Here is an 18,179-nt window from a genome sequence, read left to right on the forward strand (position 1 = left end):
CTCAGGGCGTCACCGCTTGCCGCGCCACTTCTTCTCAAGTCGGCTGATCTGGCTCTGGCTGAGGTTGACGAGGGAGAGGTCCGACGGCGTCCTGCCGACCGCGTCGGGCCCGTCGGCGTGCGCGGCCAGCGCCTTGAGGTGAGTGATCCAGCCCTCGGCGAGCTGCTCCACGTCCCCGCGCGTCAGAACGTCACGCGGCCACGACCACGTCGCGGACAGCTCCGGTCCTGCCGGGCCCTCCGTCGTCGCTGCGTTCACCATCAGGGCGTGCGTCAGACCCATCCGGGGGTCGAGGCCGCCCGTGGGCGTACCGCCGCTCACCTGCTGCCAGTCACCCTCGGGGTGGGAGCGGCCGAGGCCGATCCGCCCGAAGTAGTTGAACGCCACCTGCGCGCCGGGAAGCGCGGCGAGTCCCGGCGCGGTCTTCGGGTTGAGGTAGCGCAACAGGCTGTACGCGATGCGCCGCTCCGACGCGGCACGCAGCTGCTCCTTGACCCGCTGCAGGACCCGCCCGGCGGCCGGACCGCCGCGCCGGACCTCGCCCCAGGACACCCTGCCGGTATCGAGCCGCACCGGGGCGACGGCCGTGAACCAGCCCACCGTCCGCGAGGTGTCGGCGCCCGCGAACAGGTCCTCACGCCCGTGCCCTTCGACATCGACCAGGAGGGACGTCGCACCGGCGGCACCCGGCTCACCTCGCGCGATCCGCCACTGGTTCACCGCGAGCAGGAACGCCGTCACGAGCGCGTCCTCGATTCCGGCGTGCAGCGTGCTGGGCACCCGCGTGAGCAGCGCCTCCGACAACTCCACCGGAACCGTCACGCGCAGCGAGTCGAGCCGCGCCGCGGTGTCCTCGCCCGGAGTCGGCCTGCGACGGCCGAGGGGAGGTCCGGGGTCGGACAGGGCATCGGTCCAGTGCTGCAGGGAGTCCGTGGCCTCCGGTTCGCCCGCGAGCGTCTGGAGCTGCTCCGCCCAGCGCTTGAAGGAGGTCGGCACCGGTGCCAGCTCCGGAGCGCGGCCGCCGAGCACGGCCGCTCCCGCGGCGGCGAGGTCGGGCAGCAGGATGCGCCACGAGACGCCGTCGACGACCAGGTGATGGATCGTCAGGAGCAGGCGGCCCGGCTCCTGGGAGCCGTGATCGAACCAGACGGCCTGCAGCATGACTCCGTCGCGCGGCGCCAGACGGCCCTGCGCCTGCGTGGCGTGCTCGGCAAGCAGCCGTGCACGCTCGGCCGCCGTCGCGTCGGCGCAGTCCACCCGGGTCAGAGCCGCGTCGGCCGTGAGGGCCTGCGGGCTCCGCGCCGGAGGGACGGACAGCGCCCAGTCGTCCTGGACTCCGTCCCCCGTGAGCCGGGCCCGCAGGAGGTCGTGACGGTCGATGAGGGCCGTCAGGATGTCGACAAGTCGCTCGCGTCCCACACCTGCGGGGACCTGGACGAGCCGCGCTTGGAAGAACGCCTCGTACGTGTGCTCGGGCTCGACGAGCCACCGCATGATGGGCGTCAGCGGAACCGAACCGGTTCCGTCGTCCGCCTCCGACGCGCTGTGGCTGCCGCCGCCCGCCAGCATTCCCGTTCTGTGGGCGAGCTGCCTCGCGGTGTGATGCCGGAAGACGTCACGCGGTGTCAGGTCGAGGCCGCGTTCGCGGGCCCGGCTGACCAGGACGATGGAGCTGATGCTGTCGCCGCCGAGGGCGAAGAAGCCGTCGTCGACGCCGACGCGGTCGGGGTCGAGCCCCAGGACGTCGGCGAAGAGGTCGGTGAGGGCCTTCTCCTGCGGGGTGCTCGGGGCGCGGGTGCGGGTGGCCGGCGCGTAGTCGGGTGCGGGCAGCGCCTTGCGGTCCAGCTTGCCGCTCGGCATCAGCGGCAGCGCGTCCAGGACCACGACGGCGGACGGGACCATGTAGTCGGGCAGCCGTACGGCGACCGCCTTCTTCACCTGGTCGACGTCTACGACGTCATCGGCCACGACGTAGCCGACGAGGCGCCGGTCGCCGGGCCGGTCTTCGCGGATGACGGCAGCGGCACTCACGGCGCCGGGGCACGCGGTCAGCGCGGCCTCGACCTCGCCGAGCTCGATGCGGAAGCCGCGCAGCTTCACCTGGTCGTCGGTGCGCCCGAGGTAGCGCAGGCTGCCGTCGTTGTTCCAGGAGGCGAGGTCACCCGTGCGGTACATGCGCGACCCGGCGGGCCCGTACGGATCGGCGACGAACCGCTCCGCGGTCAGCCCCGGGCGGTTCAGATAGCCACGGGCGACACCGGCCCCGGCCACGTACAACTCCCCCGGCACCCCGGGCGGCACCGGAGACAGCCCGACATCCAGCACATACGTGCGTACGTTGGCGATGGGCCCGCCGATCGGCGGCACCACCGCGCCCGACAACGGCTCACTGACCGTCGCGCACACCGTGGCCTCCGACGGCCCGTACGCATTGAACATCCGCCGCCCGGCCGACCAGCGCCCCACCGTGCCCGGGTCGCTGGCCTCGCCCGCCACGATCAGCGTCATCGCCGCCGGAACGGTCGCCGTGTCCATCACGCTCAGGGCGGACGGCGGCAGGGTGCAGTGGGTCACGCCCGCGTCCACCAGGACGGACGTCAGTGCTTCCCCGGGCATGAGCCGGTCCGGGTCGGCCACCACGAGCGCGCCACCCGTCAGCAGGGCGGTGAAGACCTCCGACGCGGCGGCGTCGAAACTCGGCGACGCGAACTGCAGCACGCGGCTTCCCGCACCGATCCCCCACTGGCCGCTCTGCGCGAGAGCAAGGTTCACCAGGCCCGCGTGGTGGGCCACCACGCCCTTGGGCGTGCCGGTCGAACCCGACGTATGGACGAGGTACGCGGGGTGGGCGGGGTCCAGTGGTGCCAGGCGGTCGGCGTCGGTCGGGTCGGTGCCCTCCCGTGTGGCCGACCGGGTCTGGTGGGCGGGGTCGTCGAGGTGGAGGGTGGGGGTGCCCTCGGGCCAGAGGTCGGTGGTGGTGGCGTCGGTCAGGACGAGGGTGGGGCGGGCGTCCGCCAGCATGAAGCGGATGCGGTCGACCGGGTAGGCGGTGTCGATGGGCAGGTAGGCGGCGCCTGCCTTCACCACCGCGAGCAGGGCCGTGATCAGGTCAGGTGAGCGGGGCAGGGCGAGGGCGACGATGTGCTCGGGGCCGACGCCCTGCTCGATCAGGAGGTGCGCCAACTGGTTGGCGCGGGTGTTGAGTTCGTCGTACGTGAGGTGGTTGCCGTCGGAGATGAGGGCGACGGCGTCCGGTGTGGCCGCGGCCTGTGCCTGGAACAGCTCGGGCACGGTGGCAGCGGGCACCGGCGCGGCGGTGTCGTTCCGCTCCTCCAGGATGCGGTGCCGCTCGTCGCCCGACAGCAGCTCGATCGCCCCCACGCGGCGCTCCGCGTCGGTGGCGACGCTCTTGAGCACGCGGACGAGCCGATCGGCCATGCCGGTGACCGTGGCGTGGTCGAACAGGTCGGTGCGGTACGAGATCACACCGCCGATCCCGTCAGCTGCACCGTCGGCGTCGCGCTGTTCGATGAGGTTGACGGACAGGTCCATCCGGGCGGCTTCGACCCGGACGGTGCTCGGCGTGGCCGTGACCCCGACGAAGTCCGGTGTGGTGCGGGGGATGTTGTTGAAGGCGAGCATCACCTGGAAGATGGGATGGTGGGCCAGGGACCGTGTCGGGTTGAGCGCCTCGACCAGCGTCTCGAAGGGGATGTCCTGATGGGAGTAGGCGGTCAGGTTCGTCGTGCAGACCCGGTCGAGGAGTTCGGCGAAGGTGGGGTCGCCGGACAGGTCGGTGCGCAGCACGAGGGTGTTGACGAAGAAGCCGACCAGGTCGTCGAGTTCCTCCTCGCCCCGGCCCGCCACCGGCGTGCCCAGGGGAATGTCCGTGCCCGCGCCGAGCCGGTGCAGCAGCACGGCGAGGGCGGACTGCAGCACCATGAACACGGTGGTCTGCCGTGACCGCGCGAGTGCGACCAGGGCCCGGTGCACCTCGGCGTCCACCGACACCGGCACCGACGCGCCCTCGTATCCGGCCTGCTCCGGATAGGGGTGGTCGGTCGGCAGCTCCAGGCGCTCCGGCAGCCCGTCCAGCGCCTGTTTCCAGTAGTCGAGTTGGGTGGTCAGCACACTGTCGGGGTCGTTCTCGTCGCCCAGCACCTTGTGCTGCCACAGGGTGTAGTCGGCGTACTGGACCGGCAGCGGCGCCCACGACGGCGCCCGGCCCGCGCGTCGCGCGGCATAAGCGGCACCCAGATCACCGGCCAAGGGGCCCATCGACCAGCCGTCCCCTGCGATGTGATGGATCACCAGCGCGAGCACGTGCTCGTCGGCGGCATTCTCGACGCTGAACAGAGCTGCGCGGAGGGGAAGTTCGGTCGCGAGGTCGAAGGGGTGGCGGACGGCGCGGTCCACCGCACCGGTCAGTTCCGCTTCGGTGACCGTCTCTACGCTCACCTCGGGCCGCGCCTCCGCAGCCGGGCGGATGTCCTGGTACGGGCGGCCGTCGACGTCCGGGAAGACCGTGCGCAGGGCTTCGTGCCGCGCCACCACGTCGTTCAGCGCGGCGCGCAGCGCGTCGACGTCCAGGGCACCGGACAGCCGCAGGACCACCGGCACGTTGTACGTCGCGCTGGGCCCCTCAAGCCGGTACAGGAACCACAGCCTGCGCTGCGCGAACGACAACGGCATGCGGTCGGGGCGCGCGGCGGGCGCCAGCGCCGGGCGGTCGACCGGGTGCGTCGTCGCTTCCAGCGTGCGCGCCAGGGCGGCGATCGTCGGGGCCGCGAACAGGTCGCGGATGACCAGGTCCACACCCATGACCGCGCGAATGCGGCCGATGAGGCGCATGGCCAGCAGGGAGTGCCCGCCCAGTTCGAAGAAGCTGTCGTCCACACCGGCCCGGTCGACGCCGAGGACGTCCGCGAAGAGCGCGGCAAGGATCTCCTCACGCGCATCCCGGGGAGCCCGGGACGAGGCGGACGTACTGCTGTAGTCGGGTGCGGGCAGCGCCTTGCGGTCCACCTTCCCGTTCGGTGTGAGAGGCACCGCGCCGATGGGGACGACGGCCGCGGGGACCATGTGGTCGGGCAGCCGTGCGGCGACCGTCTTCTTCACCTGGTCGATGTCGACGGCGTCATCATCATCGGCCACGACATAGCCGACCAGACGCCGGTCGCCGGGCCGGTCCTCACGGATGACGGCAGCGGCCGCCCGCACACCGGGGCAGGCCGTCAACGCCGCCTCGACCTCGCCGAGTTCGATGCGGAAGCCGCGCAGCTTCACCTGGTCGTCGGCACGGCCCAGGAAGCGCAGGGTGCCGTCGTCGTTCCAGGCCGCCAGGTCACCCGTGCGGTACATGCGCGACCCGGCAGGGCCGAGGGGATCGGCGACGAAGCGCTGCGCGGACAGCCCGGGGCGGTTGAGATAGCCACGCGTGACACCGGCCCCGGCGACGTACAACTCACCCGGCACACCGGGGGGAACCGGAGACAGTCCGGCATTCAGCACGTACGTCCGTATGTTGGCGAGTGGCCGACCGATCGGCGGTACCACCGCCCCGGAAAGCGGATCGCTCACCGTCGAGCACACGGTGGCCTCCGACGGCCCGTACGCATTGAACATCCGACGGCCCGCGGACCAGATCCCCACCGTGCCCGGGTCACAGGCCTCGCCCGCCACGATCAGCGTCATCGCCGCCGGAACGGTCGCCGTGTCCATCACGCTCAGCGCGGACGGCGGGAGGGTGCAGTGGGTGACGCCCGCGTTGACCAGGACACGCGTCAGCGCCTCCCCGGGCGTCAGGTCCACCGGGTCAGCCACGACAAGTGCCCCGCCTGCCAGCAGAGTTCGGAAGATCTCCGACGCCGCGGCGTCGAAGCTCGGCGACGCGAACTGCAGCACGCGGCTCCCGGCGCCGATCCCGTAGTGATCGCGCAGCGCGAGGGCGAGATTCACCAGGCCCGGGTGGGGGACGACCACGCCCTTGGGGGTGCCGGTCGAACCCGATGTGTAGATGACGTACGCCGGTTGCTCCGGCGCCGCCGCGCCGAGCCGGTCCGCGTCCGTCAGATCAGCGGGCGACAAAGTCGCCAGGCGGCTTTCGACCGCCGGGTCGGTCAGCGAGACGACGGCGCACTCGTCGGATGCTCCCGCAGGCGTGGCGGCGGATGGCGAGTCCACCAGCATCACGCGCGGCCGGGAGTCCTCAATCATGAAGCGAATGCGCTCCGCCGGATACTCCACGTCCAATGGCAGATATGCGGCACCCGCTTTGAGTACGCCAAGGACGGCCACGATGAGTTCCGGCGACCGCGGCAGCGCGAGCGCCACCAACTGCTCGGGTCCTACGCCCTGTTCGACCAGCAGCCGCGCGACACGGTTCGCCCTGGCGTTCAACTCGGCGTACGAGTACGCGACGCGGCCGTCCGCCGTCACCAGCGCCGCGGCATCCGGAGCCTGCGCGGCCTGCGCCTCGAAACGTGCCGACGCCGTGCCCTCCGGCACGCGCACCGCGCGACCGCTGCCCCACTCGCCGAGGACACGCTCGCGCTCATCGGCGCCGAGCAGGCTGACCGAACCGATCGGCTGGTCCGGCAGAGCTTGCGCCATACGCTCCAGGAATAGCAGGAATCGCTCGGCGTGGGCGTCCATTTCCGCCCGGCTGTACATACGGTCGTTCGCATCGAAGTACACCTCGATGCGGCCTTCGTGTTCCCCCTCGTAGAAGACGAAGGAGAAGTCTTCGGTGTGACGCTGCGAGAGGCTGCTCGCTTTTGCCGGGTGACCGTCGAAGCGAATGTCATAATCGAATGACATGACGTTGACGACGGGGCCGTGGGGAAGGCTCTCCCCCGACATCCGAATGCGCTCGCGGCGCAGATCTTCCATGCGGAAACGGCTGTGCCGCGAAGCCCGGGTCGTCTGCGCCCAGACTTGTCGGGCCAGTTTCTTCAATGGCAGTTCCGGCCGTACCGCGATGAACAGCGGGACAACATTGACCGTCATTCCCGGTGTATTCCGCTCGACCTCGTCCAGACGGCCGGACAGCGGGAGCCCGACGGATATCCTGCTCTCTCCGGTGGCACCGCTGACGTATGCGGCGGTCGCCGTCACCGCCAGTACCGAGAGGCTGACACCGAGTCCGGCGGCGGCGGAACGCAATTGATCCGAAAGGCCCGCACTGAGCGTGGTCCGCCTACGAAGAATGTTCTGGGGTGTGCGGTGAGGGCGGCCGGAGAGCGTTACCGGATCGGGGGCGTCCTGCAGACGCTTGAGCCAATAGCGGCGGTCTTCTTCGTACTCTTCCGAATCCCGATAGGACGCCTCGCGCGCCACCAGATCACGGAACGGAGAGAGCGGGGTCCCGCTGTCCGGACGGCCCGCCACCGCGTCCGAGTAGAGCTGGGCGGTGCGCCGGGTGATCAGCGCGGAGCTCCAGGCATCCATGATCACGTGGTGGTAGCGACTGTACAGAATGTGGAGGCTCACACCGACCGTGAGCAGGGCCGGAGCGTACAACGGCCCCTGTCCGAGGTCGAACGCGGACGCCACGTCCGACGCCATCCACGCCTCGGCCGCCGCGCCCGGATCCTCCTGGTCGGTGAAGTCCAGTCGCCGCACGGCCACCTGCTCGGCACGGCCGGGAATCTGGACCGGCCCTTCCGGGCCCTCCGCAACGACGAACCGCAGCGTTTCCGCTTCCGCGAGTGCCGCCCCGTATGCCTTCTCGAGAATCTCCGGATTGATCGGTCCGTGGATTTCGACCCGCTCGCCGACATTGTAGACCGACGACCCGGGCCCGAGCGAAGCGGAATACCACACTCCTGATTGGGCAGCCGTCAGGGGCCATAGCTCATCCATCGGACCAGTCATCCAAGTCCCCCGCAGTGACATGCATCCACCCCGACACTCGCCGGGCGTCCACATAATCACACATCGCGTCAACCGACCCCGGCCGCATTGTTTGCACTGCCACCGACACATCCGCTCTGTAAGGTTCGGGCAGGACGCCCCGCTCTGCGGCTTTACGTCCTGGCGCATTATCCAAACCAAAGCCTCGACCTGCATCGGACACCCTTGTGACGGGCGTCACATGTACAGGTATGCGGCGACGGTTGTAGTGTCCCTTCAACTCATGGCTCCGATACGGGGGGAGCACTGTGAACGGAGGAGGGGCCGTGGAGACATTCCTCAGGGGGACACCGCGGGCACATCTGGCTCAGCGGCGGGTTATTCCCTGGCGACTCGGGTGAACAAGCCGAGCTGACATTCTTTCCCAACTTCTTGGGCCACACTGACGACACGCGCCCTCTTCTTCTTTGTGCGCGACCGCCCAAGACATTCATAACCGGTGTGTGCGGCACACCGACGCCCAGCATTCCGCTCCCTCGATCCGGCGCGGGAATCAGCGGGCGGACGGCCGCAACCCGGTTCCGGTGAAGTGGTCACGCGCACTGTCAATGGGCTTCCTCGGCACGTTGCAGCGCCTGGTACGGAGAGTGGATCAACCTTGTCGCATGACCTTGAGGACATCTGGCCGCTGTCTCCGCTGCAGGAGGGGCTGGTCTACCACGCCCTTGCCGACAACGAGGGACCGGATGCCTATGTCGTGCAGCTGATCCTCGACTTCGACGGCGCCCTGGACGCCGAGGCCATGCGCGCGGCCGGTCAGGCCCTGCTCGACCGGCACGCGAACCTTCGCGCCGCGTTCTGGGTGGACGACCTCGACGTACCGGTCCAAGTCGTGGCGCGCGAGGTCACGTTGCCGTGGACAGAGGTCGACCTCACCCACCTGTCGCCCGGGGAGACCGAAGCCGAACTGCGGGCGTTCGCCGACACCGAGCGGGCCCGCCGCTTCGACCTCGACAGCCCGCCGCTGCTGCGCATGGCGCTCATCACGCACTCCGAAGGCGACAACTCCCCCGCGGCCGACCGCAGCAGAGTGGTCATCACCCAGCACCATGTGCTCATCGACGGCTGGTCGTCGTCCCTGCTGGTGCGGGAACTGCTCGCCCTGTACGACGCCAAGGGCGACGACAGCGACCTCCCTCCCGTCACGCCCTACCGCGAATACCTGGTCTGGCTCTCCGAGCAGGACCGCGAGGGTGCACGCGAGGCCTGGACCCGCGCACTGACCGGTGCGGAAGCCACCCAGCTCTCAACGGAGTCTGCTCCCGCCGGTACTGACGTCCTGGCAGCGGCCTTCCCGGAACGCTTCGTCGCGCACCTCCCGCAGGAGACCACGGCCTCGCTGCAGGCCCAGGCCCGCCGCCTGGGCGTCACCCTGAACACGCTCGTGCAGTGCGCGTGGGGTGTGCTCCTCGGCCGGATGACCGGTCAGGACGACATCGTCTTCGGTGCCGTGGTGTCCGGGCGGTCGCCGGAGATCCCGGGCGTCGAGAGCATGATCGGCCTGTTCATCAACACCGTGCCGGTCCGGGTGCGACTGCGGTCCGAGGACACGTGGGCCGACCTGGCCGTGCGGGTGCAGGACGAGCAGGGCGCGCTGCTGCCGCACCAGCACCTCTCCCTGACGGACATTCAGCAGGCGGCGGGACTCGGTGACGCCTTCGACACGGTCATGGCCGTGGAGAACTTCCCCGCCGACCGCAACACCTCCGCCGACCGCCGGGCATCCCGCCTCACGGCCACGGCCACGCAGGGGCGCGACGCCACCCACTATCCGCTGAGCCTTGCCGTGTCACCCGGCGAAGTCCTCAAGCTGCGGCTCGACTTCCGCACCGACCGATTCGACCACCGCACGGTCGACGCCATCGCCGGGCGCCTGATGCGACTGCTGAGCTCGGTGGCCGAGGATGCGGGTCAGCGGGTCGGGGCGGTGGAGCTGCTCTCGGCCGACGAGCGCGGGCGGGTGGCAGACACGTGGGCCACCGGCCCGGTGGTGGAGGTCCCGGAGGACACGGCACCCGCCATGTTCGCGGCACGCGTCGCGCAGACCCCGGATGCCGCGGCGCTGGTGGCGGCGGACGGCAGCACCGTCCACACGTACGCCGAGTTGGACGCGCGGGCGAGTCGGCTCGCGCGGCTGCTCGTGGAGCGGGGCGCCGGGCCGGAGCAGGTGGTGGCGCTTGCGTTGCCGCGCTCGCCGGAACTGGTCGTCGCCGTGCTGGCGGTGTGGAAGGCGGGAGCGGCCTATCTGCCGATCGACACCGGGTATCCGGTGGACCGGATCCGCTTCATGGTCGAGGACGCCCGCCCCGCACTCGTGGTGACGGACGCAACGACCACCTCCCTGTGGGCGCAAGACACGCCAGTCGTGCGACTCGACGACGCGGCCGTGCAGGCAGAGTTGGCGGCCTTGGACGCTGCGGACCTGGCTCCGTGTACGCCCGCCCATCCCGCCTATGTCATCTACACCTCCGGGTCGACGGGCATACCCAAGGGCGTTGTGGTGACCCACGCGGGCCTGGTGAGCCTCGTGGCGGCATCGGGACCCCGTCTGGGTGTGGGGCCGGGCAGCCGAGTGCTGCAATTCGCCTCCCCCAGCTTCGACGCGGCCACCTGGGACTGGAGCCTGGCACTGCTGTCCGGCGCAGCCTTGGTCGTGGCCGACACACAGGAACTCGCCCCCGGCGACGCGCTCGCACGCGTACTCACCGACGCGGGCGTCACCTACTGCATGGTCCCGCCCTCCGCACTCGGTGTGCTGGACGTGACCCAGGTCCCCGACACGATGACGGTCGTCGTGGGCGGCGAAGCCTGCGGACCCGACGTGGCCGAACGCTGGTCCGCGGGGCGGCGGATGGTCAACGCGTACGGGCCCACGGAAGCCACCGTCTGCGCGACGTTGAGCGACCCGCTCTCGGGCGCGGCGGTTCCGCCCATCGGCCGACCCATCGGCAACGTACGGACGTATGTGCTGGATGCCGGGCTCTCTCCGGTGCCGCCCGGTGTGCCGGGTGAGTTGTACGTGGCCGGGGCAGGTGTCGCCCGTGGCTATCTGAACCGGCCCGAACTGACCGCACAACGCTTCGTCGCCGACCCGTACGGGTCGGCCGGGTCACGCATGTACCGCACCGGGGACTTGGTGCGGTGGAACCAGGACGGCACGCTGCAGTTCCTGGGCCGCGCCGACGACCAGGTGAAGCTGCGCGGCTTCCGTATCGAACTCGGCGAGGTCGAGGCCGCGCTGACCGCGTCCCCCGGCGTCCGGGCCGCCGCTGCCGTCATCCGCGAGGACCGGCCCGGCGACCGACGCCTCGTCGGCTACGTCGTGGCCGACAAGGTCGTCGACGTCGACCAGGTCAGGAAGACCGTCGCCGCACGGCTGCCCGACCACATGGTCCCCGCAGCCTTCGTCACCGTCGACGAACTCCCCCTCATGCCGAACGGCAAGCTGGATCGCAAGGCTCTGCCCGCACCCGACTACAGCGGCACGTCCACCTCCTCCCGGGCCCCGCGCGATGCACGTGAAGAGATCCTGGCCGGACTCTTCACCGAGGTACTCGGCCTCGACCGGATCGGTGTCGACGACGGCTTCTTCGATCTGGGCGGGCACTCCCTGCTGGCCATGCGTCTCATCGGCCGCGTACGCGCGGTGATGGGAGTGGACCTGGCGATACGCGACCTCTTCGCGGCGCCGACGGTCGCCGCCCTGGCGCGCACGCTGGAAGCGACGACGCACCCGGTCGACCGCCCGGCGCTGGCGCCCGCAGCGCGCCCCGACCGCATGCCGTTGTCGTTCGCGCAGCGCAGGCTGTGGTTCCTGTACCGGCTTGAGGGGCCCAGCGCGACGTACAACGTGCCGGTGGTGCTTCGACTCTCCGGCGCCCTCAACACGCAGGCTCTGCTTGCCGGGCTGAACGACGTGGTGGCGCGGCACGAGGCCCTGCGCACGGTCTTCCCGGACACGGACGGCGAGCCGTACCAGGACATCCGCCCCGCCACCGAAGCCCAACTCCAAGTGAGCGTCGAAACGGTCGCCGATGCGGAGCTGGCCGGTGCGGTGGACCGCGCCGTTCGCCACCCCTTCGATCTCGCATCCGAACTGCCTCTCCGAGCCGCTCTGTTCACCGTCGGGGACGCCGTGGACGAGCACGTCCTCGTTCTGGTGATCCATCACATCGCGGGCGACGGCTGGTCCATGGGCCCCCTGGCACGTGACCTGGGCACCGCCTACGCGGCCCGTTGCGCGGGTGGCGCTCCGGAGTGGGAGCCGCTGCCGGTCCAGTACGCCGACTACACCCTGTGGCAGCACGAGCTCCTCGGCGACGAGAACGATCCCGACAGCCTGCTGTCCGCCCAGCTCACCCACTGGAAGGACGCCCTGGCCGGGCTCCCCGACCGCATCGACCTGCCCACCGACCTCGCCGAGCGGGCGTCGGGCGACCGGCGCGGGGAAGTGGCGGAGCTGTCGTTGACCTCGGATCTGCACACGGAGCTCGTCCGGGTCGCCAAGGGGCAGCGCAGCACCGTGTTCATGGTGCTGCAGGCCGCCCTGAGCGTGCTCCTGCACCGCCTCGGCGCCGGGACCGACATCCCGATCGGCACGCCGACGGCAGGCCGGGCCCAGCAGGAGCTGGACACCCTCATCGGCAACTTCGTCAACACGCTGGTGCTCCGCACCGACCTGTCCGGCGACCCCACCTTCACCGAACTCCTCGACCGCGTCCGCGAAAGCGACCTCAACGCCTACGCCCACCAGGACGTGCCCTTCGAAAGCCTGGTGGAGGCGCTCAACCCGACCCGTACCACGGACCACCAGCCGTTGTACCAGGTGATGCTGACGCTGCAGAACCACGAGGCGCAGCAGCTCGACATCCCCGGGCTGAGCCTCACGGCCTCCTCCTGGAACACGCAGGCCGCGCGCCGGGACCTGACGCTGACCCTGCGGGAGCGGTTCGGCCCGGACGGTGCACCGCAGGGGATCGACGGAGCCCTGCAGTTCGACGCGGACCGGTTCTCGCGGGAGCGCGTCGACGCCATCGGACGCTGGTTCAGGCAGGCTCTCGCGAGCCTCCTCGACGATCCCGAGCAGCGCGTGGGGTCGGTGGACCTGCTGTCGTTCGCGGAGCGGCAGGAGATGCTCCGGACGTGGAACGACACCGCTGTGCCCGCGGGGCCCGGCACGGTTCCGGAGCTGTTCCAGGCGCAGGCCGCGGCCACGCCGGACGCCGTCGCCCTCATCTCCGACGGCACCCACCTCACGTACGACGAACTCAACACCCGCGCCAACCAGCTGGCACACCACTTGGTCGAGCAGGGAGTGGGGCCCGAGCACATCGTGGCCCTCGCCCTGCCCCGCTCGCCGGAAATGATCACGGCCCTGCTCGCGGTGCTGAAGACAGGTGCCGCCTACCTGCCCATCGACACCACGTACCCCGCGGAGCGCATCCGCTACATGGTCCAGGACGCCCGCCCCACCCTCGTCCTGACCGACACCACCACCGCCCACCTCTGGGCCGAGGGCACTGCCACCGTCCTCCTGGACGACCCCGCCCTCCGGACCCGGACAGCGGCACTCGACCCCACTGATCCCACCGCCGCACCGGACCCCGCCCACCCCGCCTACGTCATCTACACCTCCGGCTCCACCGGCACCCCCAAGGGCGTCGTCGTGCCGCACTCCGCGGTGGCCGACTATCTGCGGGACACGAGCCGTCGCTACCCGGGAGCCCGGGGCGTGGCATTGCTGCACACGTCCCTCTCCTTCGACCTCTCGATCACCGCGCTCTTCACACCGCTCGTCTCGGGCGGCCGCGTGGTGCTCGCCGAGCTGCGGGACGGGCTCGCGGACACCGCGGAGACGCGTGCGCTCGGCTGTGACTTCCTCAAGGCCACGCCCAGCCACCTGGCGCTGCTCGAAGGCCTCCCGGAGGAGGTCTCCCCGCGCAAGGAGCTGCTGCTCGGCGGTGAGGCGCTGCTCGGCGAGACGCTGCGCAAGTGGCGCGACCGGCACCCCGACGTGACCGTCATGAACGTGTACGGGCCTACCGAGGCCTCGGTGAACTGCACCGAGTTCAGGATCGAGCCCGGCGACGAGGTGCCGGACGGGCCGGTCCCGATCGGCCGCCCGATGGCCAACACCCAGGTGTACGTCCTGGACGCGGGCCTGCGTCCGGTGCCGCCCGGCGTGCCCGGCGAGCTGTACGTGGCGGGCGTCGGCCTGGCGCGGGGCTATCTGCGACGGCCCGGCCTCACCGGGCAGCGCTTCGTCGCCGATCCGTACGGGCCCGCGGGGTCCCGGATGTACCGCACCGGCGACCTGGCCCGCTGGAACGCCGACGGCGCCCTCGTCTACCTGGGCCGCGCCGACGACCAGGTCAAGCTGCGCGGCTTCCGCATCGAACTCGGCGAAATCGAGGGAGAGTTGACGCGCTGCGCCGGGGTCGCGCGGGCGGCTGTGGTGGTGCGCGAGGAGCAGGAAGGGGACCGCCGCCTGGTCGGTTACGTCGTCCCGGAGGCCGACGGCGGCGTCGACCCCGCGGAGGTGCGGGACCGTCTCGCGGCGCGACTGCCGGAGTACATGGTGCCCGCGGCGATCGTCGTCATGGACGCCCTGCCGCTCACCGCCCACGGGAAGCTGGACCGCAAGGCGCTGCCCGACCCCGACTACCTCGCCGATTCCGGTGCCGGTACCGGTACCGGTACCGGAAGGCGGCCGGACGGGGCGCAGCGCGGCCCGCACGAGGAGATCCTCACCGCCCTGTTCGCCGAGGTCCTCGGCATCGATCCCGAGCGGGTCGGCGTCGACGACAGCTTCTTCGACCTGGGCGGACACTCACTGCTGGCCGCCCGTGTGATCGGCCGCATCCGCAGGGCCATGGGCGCGCAGCTCGGTATCAAGGCGTTCTTCGACTCCCCGACGGTGGCGGGCCTGACCCGGCAGCTCGGCGGCAGCCCCGAGGCGCGCCCGCCGATCGTGCCCGTGGCGCGTCCGCAGCGGATGCCGCTGTCGTTCGCCCAGCGTCGGCTGTGGTTCCTGTACCGGTTCGAGGGGCCCAGCGCCACGTACAACGGCGCCGCGGTGCTCCGCGTCTCCGGCGCGCTGGACGCGGCGGCGTTGCGGGCGGCGGTGGGTGATGTGGTGGCGCGCCACGAGGCCCTGCGCACGGTCTTCCCGGAGACGGACGGCCAGCCGTACCAGGACGTACGCCCGGTCGCCGAGGCGCGGCCGGTGGTGGACGTCGAGACGGTCACCGAGGCGGAGCTGAGCGGCGCGGTGGACCGTGCGGTGCGGTACGCGTTCGACCTTGCGACCGAACTGCCTTTCCGGGCCGCCCTGTTCACTGTCGAGGACGCGGTGGGCTCGGTGGACGCCGTGGGTGGCGTGGGTGCCGAGCACGTGCTCGTCCTCGTGATCCACCACATCGCCGGTGACGGCTGGTCGGTGGGGCCGCTGTCCCGCGACTTGAGCGAGGCCTACGCGGCCCGGCGCGGGGGCCGTGCTCCGGCATGGACACCGTTGCCGGTGCAGTACGCGGACTACACCCTGTGGCAGCGCGAGCTCCTCGGCAACGAGAGCGACCCGGAGAGCCTCCTCGCCGCGCAGGTCGGCTACTGGCGTAATGCGCTGGCCGGGCTGCCGGAGCGCATCGCCCTGCCCACCGACCACCCGTATCCGGAGCAGGCGGGGTTCGAGGGCGGTGTCGTTCCGGTGCGGATCGAGCCCGGGCTGCATCAGGCTCTCGTCGAGCTCGCGCGGTCGCGCCAGACGACCGTGTTCATGGTGCTGCAGGCCGCCCTGGGCGTGCTTTTGCACCGGCTCGGCGCGGGAACTGACATCCCCATCGGCACCCCGGTCGCGGGACGAGGTGAGGAGGAGCTGGACGACCTCGTCGGCTTCTTCGTCAACACGCTCGTGCTGCGCACCGACCTGTCCGGCGACCCCACCTTCACCGAACTCCTCGACCGCGTCCGCGAAAGCGACCTCAACGCCTACGCCCACCAGGACGTCCCCTTCGAAGGCCTCGTCGAGGCGCTGAACCCGACCCGGTCCCTCGCCCACCACCCGCTCTTCCAGGTCATGCTCGGCCTCAACAGCAATCCACGCGGCGAGCTGGCCTTCGCCGGGGCGAAGGCGACCCCGCAGGAGGCCCGTATCCGGGCCGCGCGGATGGACCTGACGGTGCACCTGGCCGAGCGGCAGGGCGGGGGCGACGCACCGGGCGGTATCGACGGGTCGGTCGCGTACCGCACGGATCTGTTCGAGCAGGCCACGGTGACCGCGCTGGTGGAGCGGCTGCTGCGGGTGCTGCGCGCCGTCACGGACGACCCCGGTCAGCGCGTCGCCTCTGTCGACGTCCTGTCCGAGGGCGAGCGGCACCGGGTGCTCGAAGAGTGGAACGACACGGCCACCGCGGTGCCCGCTGCCACCGTGCCTGAGCTGTTCCAGGCGCAGGCCGCGGCCACGCCGGACGCCATCGCCGTCATCGCCGACGGCACCCACCTCACGTACGACGAACTCAACACCCGCGCCAACCAGTTGGCCCATCACTTGGTCGAGCAGGAAGTGGGCCCCGAGCACATCGTGGCCCTCGCCATCCCCCGGTCCCCCGACCTGATCACCGCACTCCTCGCCGTGCTCAAGGCGGGCGCCGCCTACCTGCCCATCGACACCGGCTATCCGGCGGACCGCATCCGCCACATGGTCCAGGACGCCCGCCCCACCCTCGTCCTGACCCACACCACCACCACCGACCTCTGGGCCGAAGGCACCCCCACCGTCCTCCTGGACGACCCCGCCTTCCACACCCGGACAGCGGCACTCGACCCCACCGACCCCACCGCCGCCCCTGACCCTGCCCACCCCGCCTACGTCATCTACACCTCCGGCTCCACCGGCACCCCCAAGGGCGTCACCGTCCCGCACTCCGGGGTCGTGAACCGGCTGAGCTGGATGCAGTCCGAGTACGGGCTCGGGGCCGACGACCGGGTGCTGCAGAAGACACCGGCCGGGTTCGACGTGTCCGTGTGGGAGTTCTTCTGGCCGCTGCTGCAGGGCGCGTCCCTGGTCCTGGCGAAGCCCGGCGGGCAGAACGACGCCCGGTACCTGGCCGGTCTCGTGGCGAGCGAGGGCGTCACCACGGCGCACTTCGTGCCGTCGATGCTCGACGCGTTCCTGAACGAATCGTCGGCCGGGCACTGTGTCTCCCTGCGGCGGGTGTTCAGCAGTGGCGAGGCGTTGCACGCGCATCTGGTGACGCGCTGCCACACCGTGCTGCCCGCCGCGCAGCTCCACAACCTGTACGGGCCGACGGAGGCGACGGTCGACGTCACGTACCACCCGTGCACCGTGGACAGCGACCCTCGTGTCGCTCCGCCGATCGGGCGTCCGATCGCGAACACGCGGGTGTACGTCCTGGACGCCGCGCTGCGACCGGTCCCGCCGGGCGTCGCAGGCGAGCTGTACCTCGCCGGTGCCGGGCTCGCACGCGGCTACCTGAACCGGCCCGGACTGACCGCGGAGCGGTTCGTCGCCGATCCGTACGGGCCCGCCGGGTCGCGCATGTACCGCACGGGCGACCTGGCTGCCTGGAACAACGACGGAACCCTGCGCTACCTCGGACGCACCGACGACCAGGTCAAGCTGCGCGGCTTCCGCATCGAACTCGGCGAGATCGAGGCAGCGTTGAATGCCGGTACCGCCGTAGCCGGCACCGGCGTCGCGGCCGCCGCCGTCGTGATCCGGGAGGACCGGCCCGCCGACCACCGCCTGGTGGGATACGTCGTACCCGAGAGCGGCAAGGCCTTCGACCAGCAGGATCTGCAAGGCCTGCAGGACCGGCTCAGGCGCGCACTGCCCGAGTACATGGTGCCCACCGCCCTCGTCCCCCTGGACGCCCTGCCCCTGACCCCCAACGGAAAACTGGACCGCAAGGCACTCCCCGCACCCGACTACACCAGCGCCACCACCCCCACCCGGGCTCCGCGCAACGGCCGGGAAGAGGCGCTCGTCGGGCTCTTCGCCGAGGTCCTCGGCCTGGATTCGGTCGGTGTCGACGACAACTTCTTCGCCCTCGGTGGGCACTCCCTGCTCGCCACGCGCCTCATCGGCCGCATCCGCACCGTCGTCGGCGCGGAGGTCGACCTGCGGACGGTCTTCACCAAGCCGACGGTGGCGGAGCTGGCCGAGCACCTGGAGAGCCAGGGCGGCGCCCGGGCCAGGCCCAGGCCCAAGCTGCGGCCGCGGTCGCGCGGGACGACGTGAGCACGGC

General features: G+C 71.1%; 2 protein-coding genes. One reads left to right on the forward strand and one right to left on the reverse strand.

Going from position 1 to position 18,179, the window contains the following annotated elements:
* Positions 1-9: 9 nt before the first annotated feature.
* Entirely contained in the window at positions 10-8,070 is an 8,061-nt protein-coding gene (locus ABZV77_RS01635; protein ID WP_356249134.1) for an amino acid adenylation domain-containing protein, read from the reverse strand.
* A 442-nt stretch (positions 8,071-8,512) separates the two neighbouring features.
* Between ABZV77_RS01635 and ABZV77_RS01640 the strand changes: the two genes are divergently transcribed.
* Positions 8,513-18,172, forward strand: coding sequence for an amino acid adenylation domain-containing protein (locus ABZV77_RS01640; RefSeq protein ID WP_356249136.1), 9,660 nt, complete (start codon positions 8,513-8,515; stop codon positions 18,170-18,172).
* The last annotated feature ends 7 nt before the right edge of the window (positions 18,173-18,179 follow it).

It is taken from the genome of Streptomyces sp. NPDC004732 (assembly GCF_040609235.1).
In the GTDB taxonomy this organism is placed as follows: Bacteria; Actinomycetota; Actinomycetes; order Streptomycetales; family Streptomycetaceae; genus Streptomyces.

What these genes read in the sequence shown, in the direction of transcription:
- ABZV77_RS01635 (WP_356249134.1), bottom strand. Translation starts at nt 8,070, where the DNA reads ATGCAGGTCGAGGCTTTGGTTTGGATAATGCGCCAGGACGTAAAGCCG.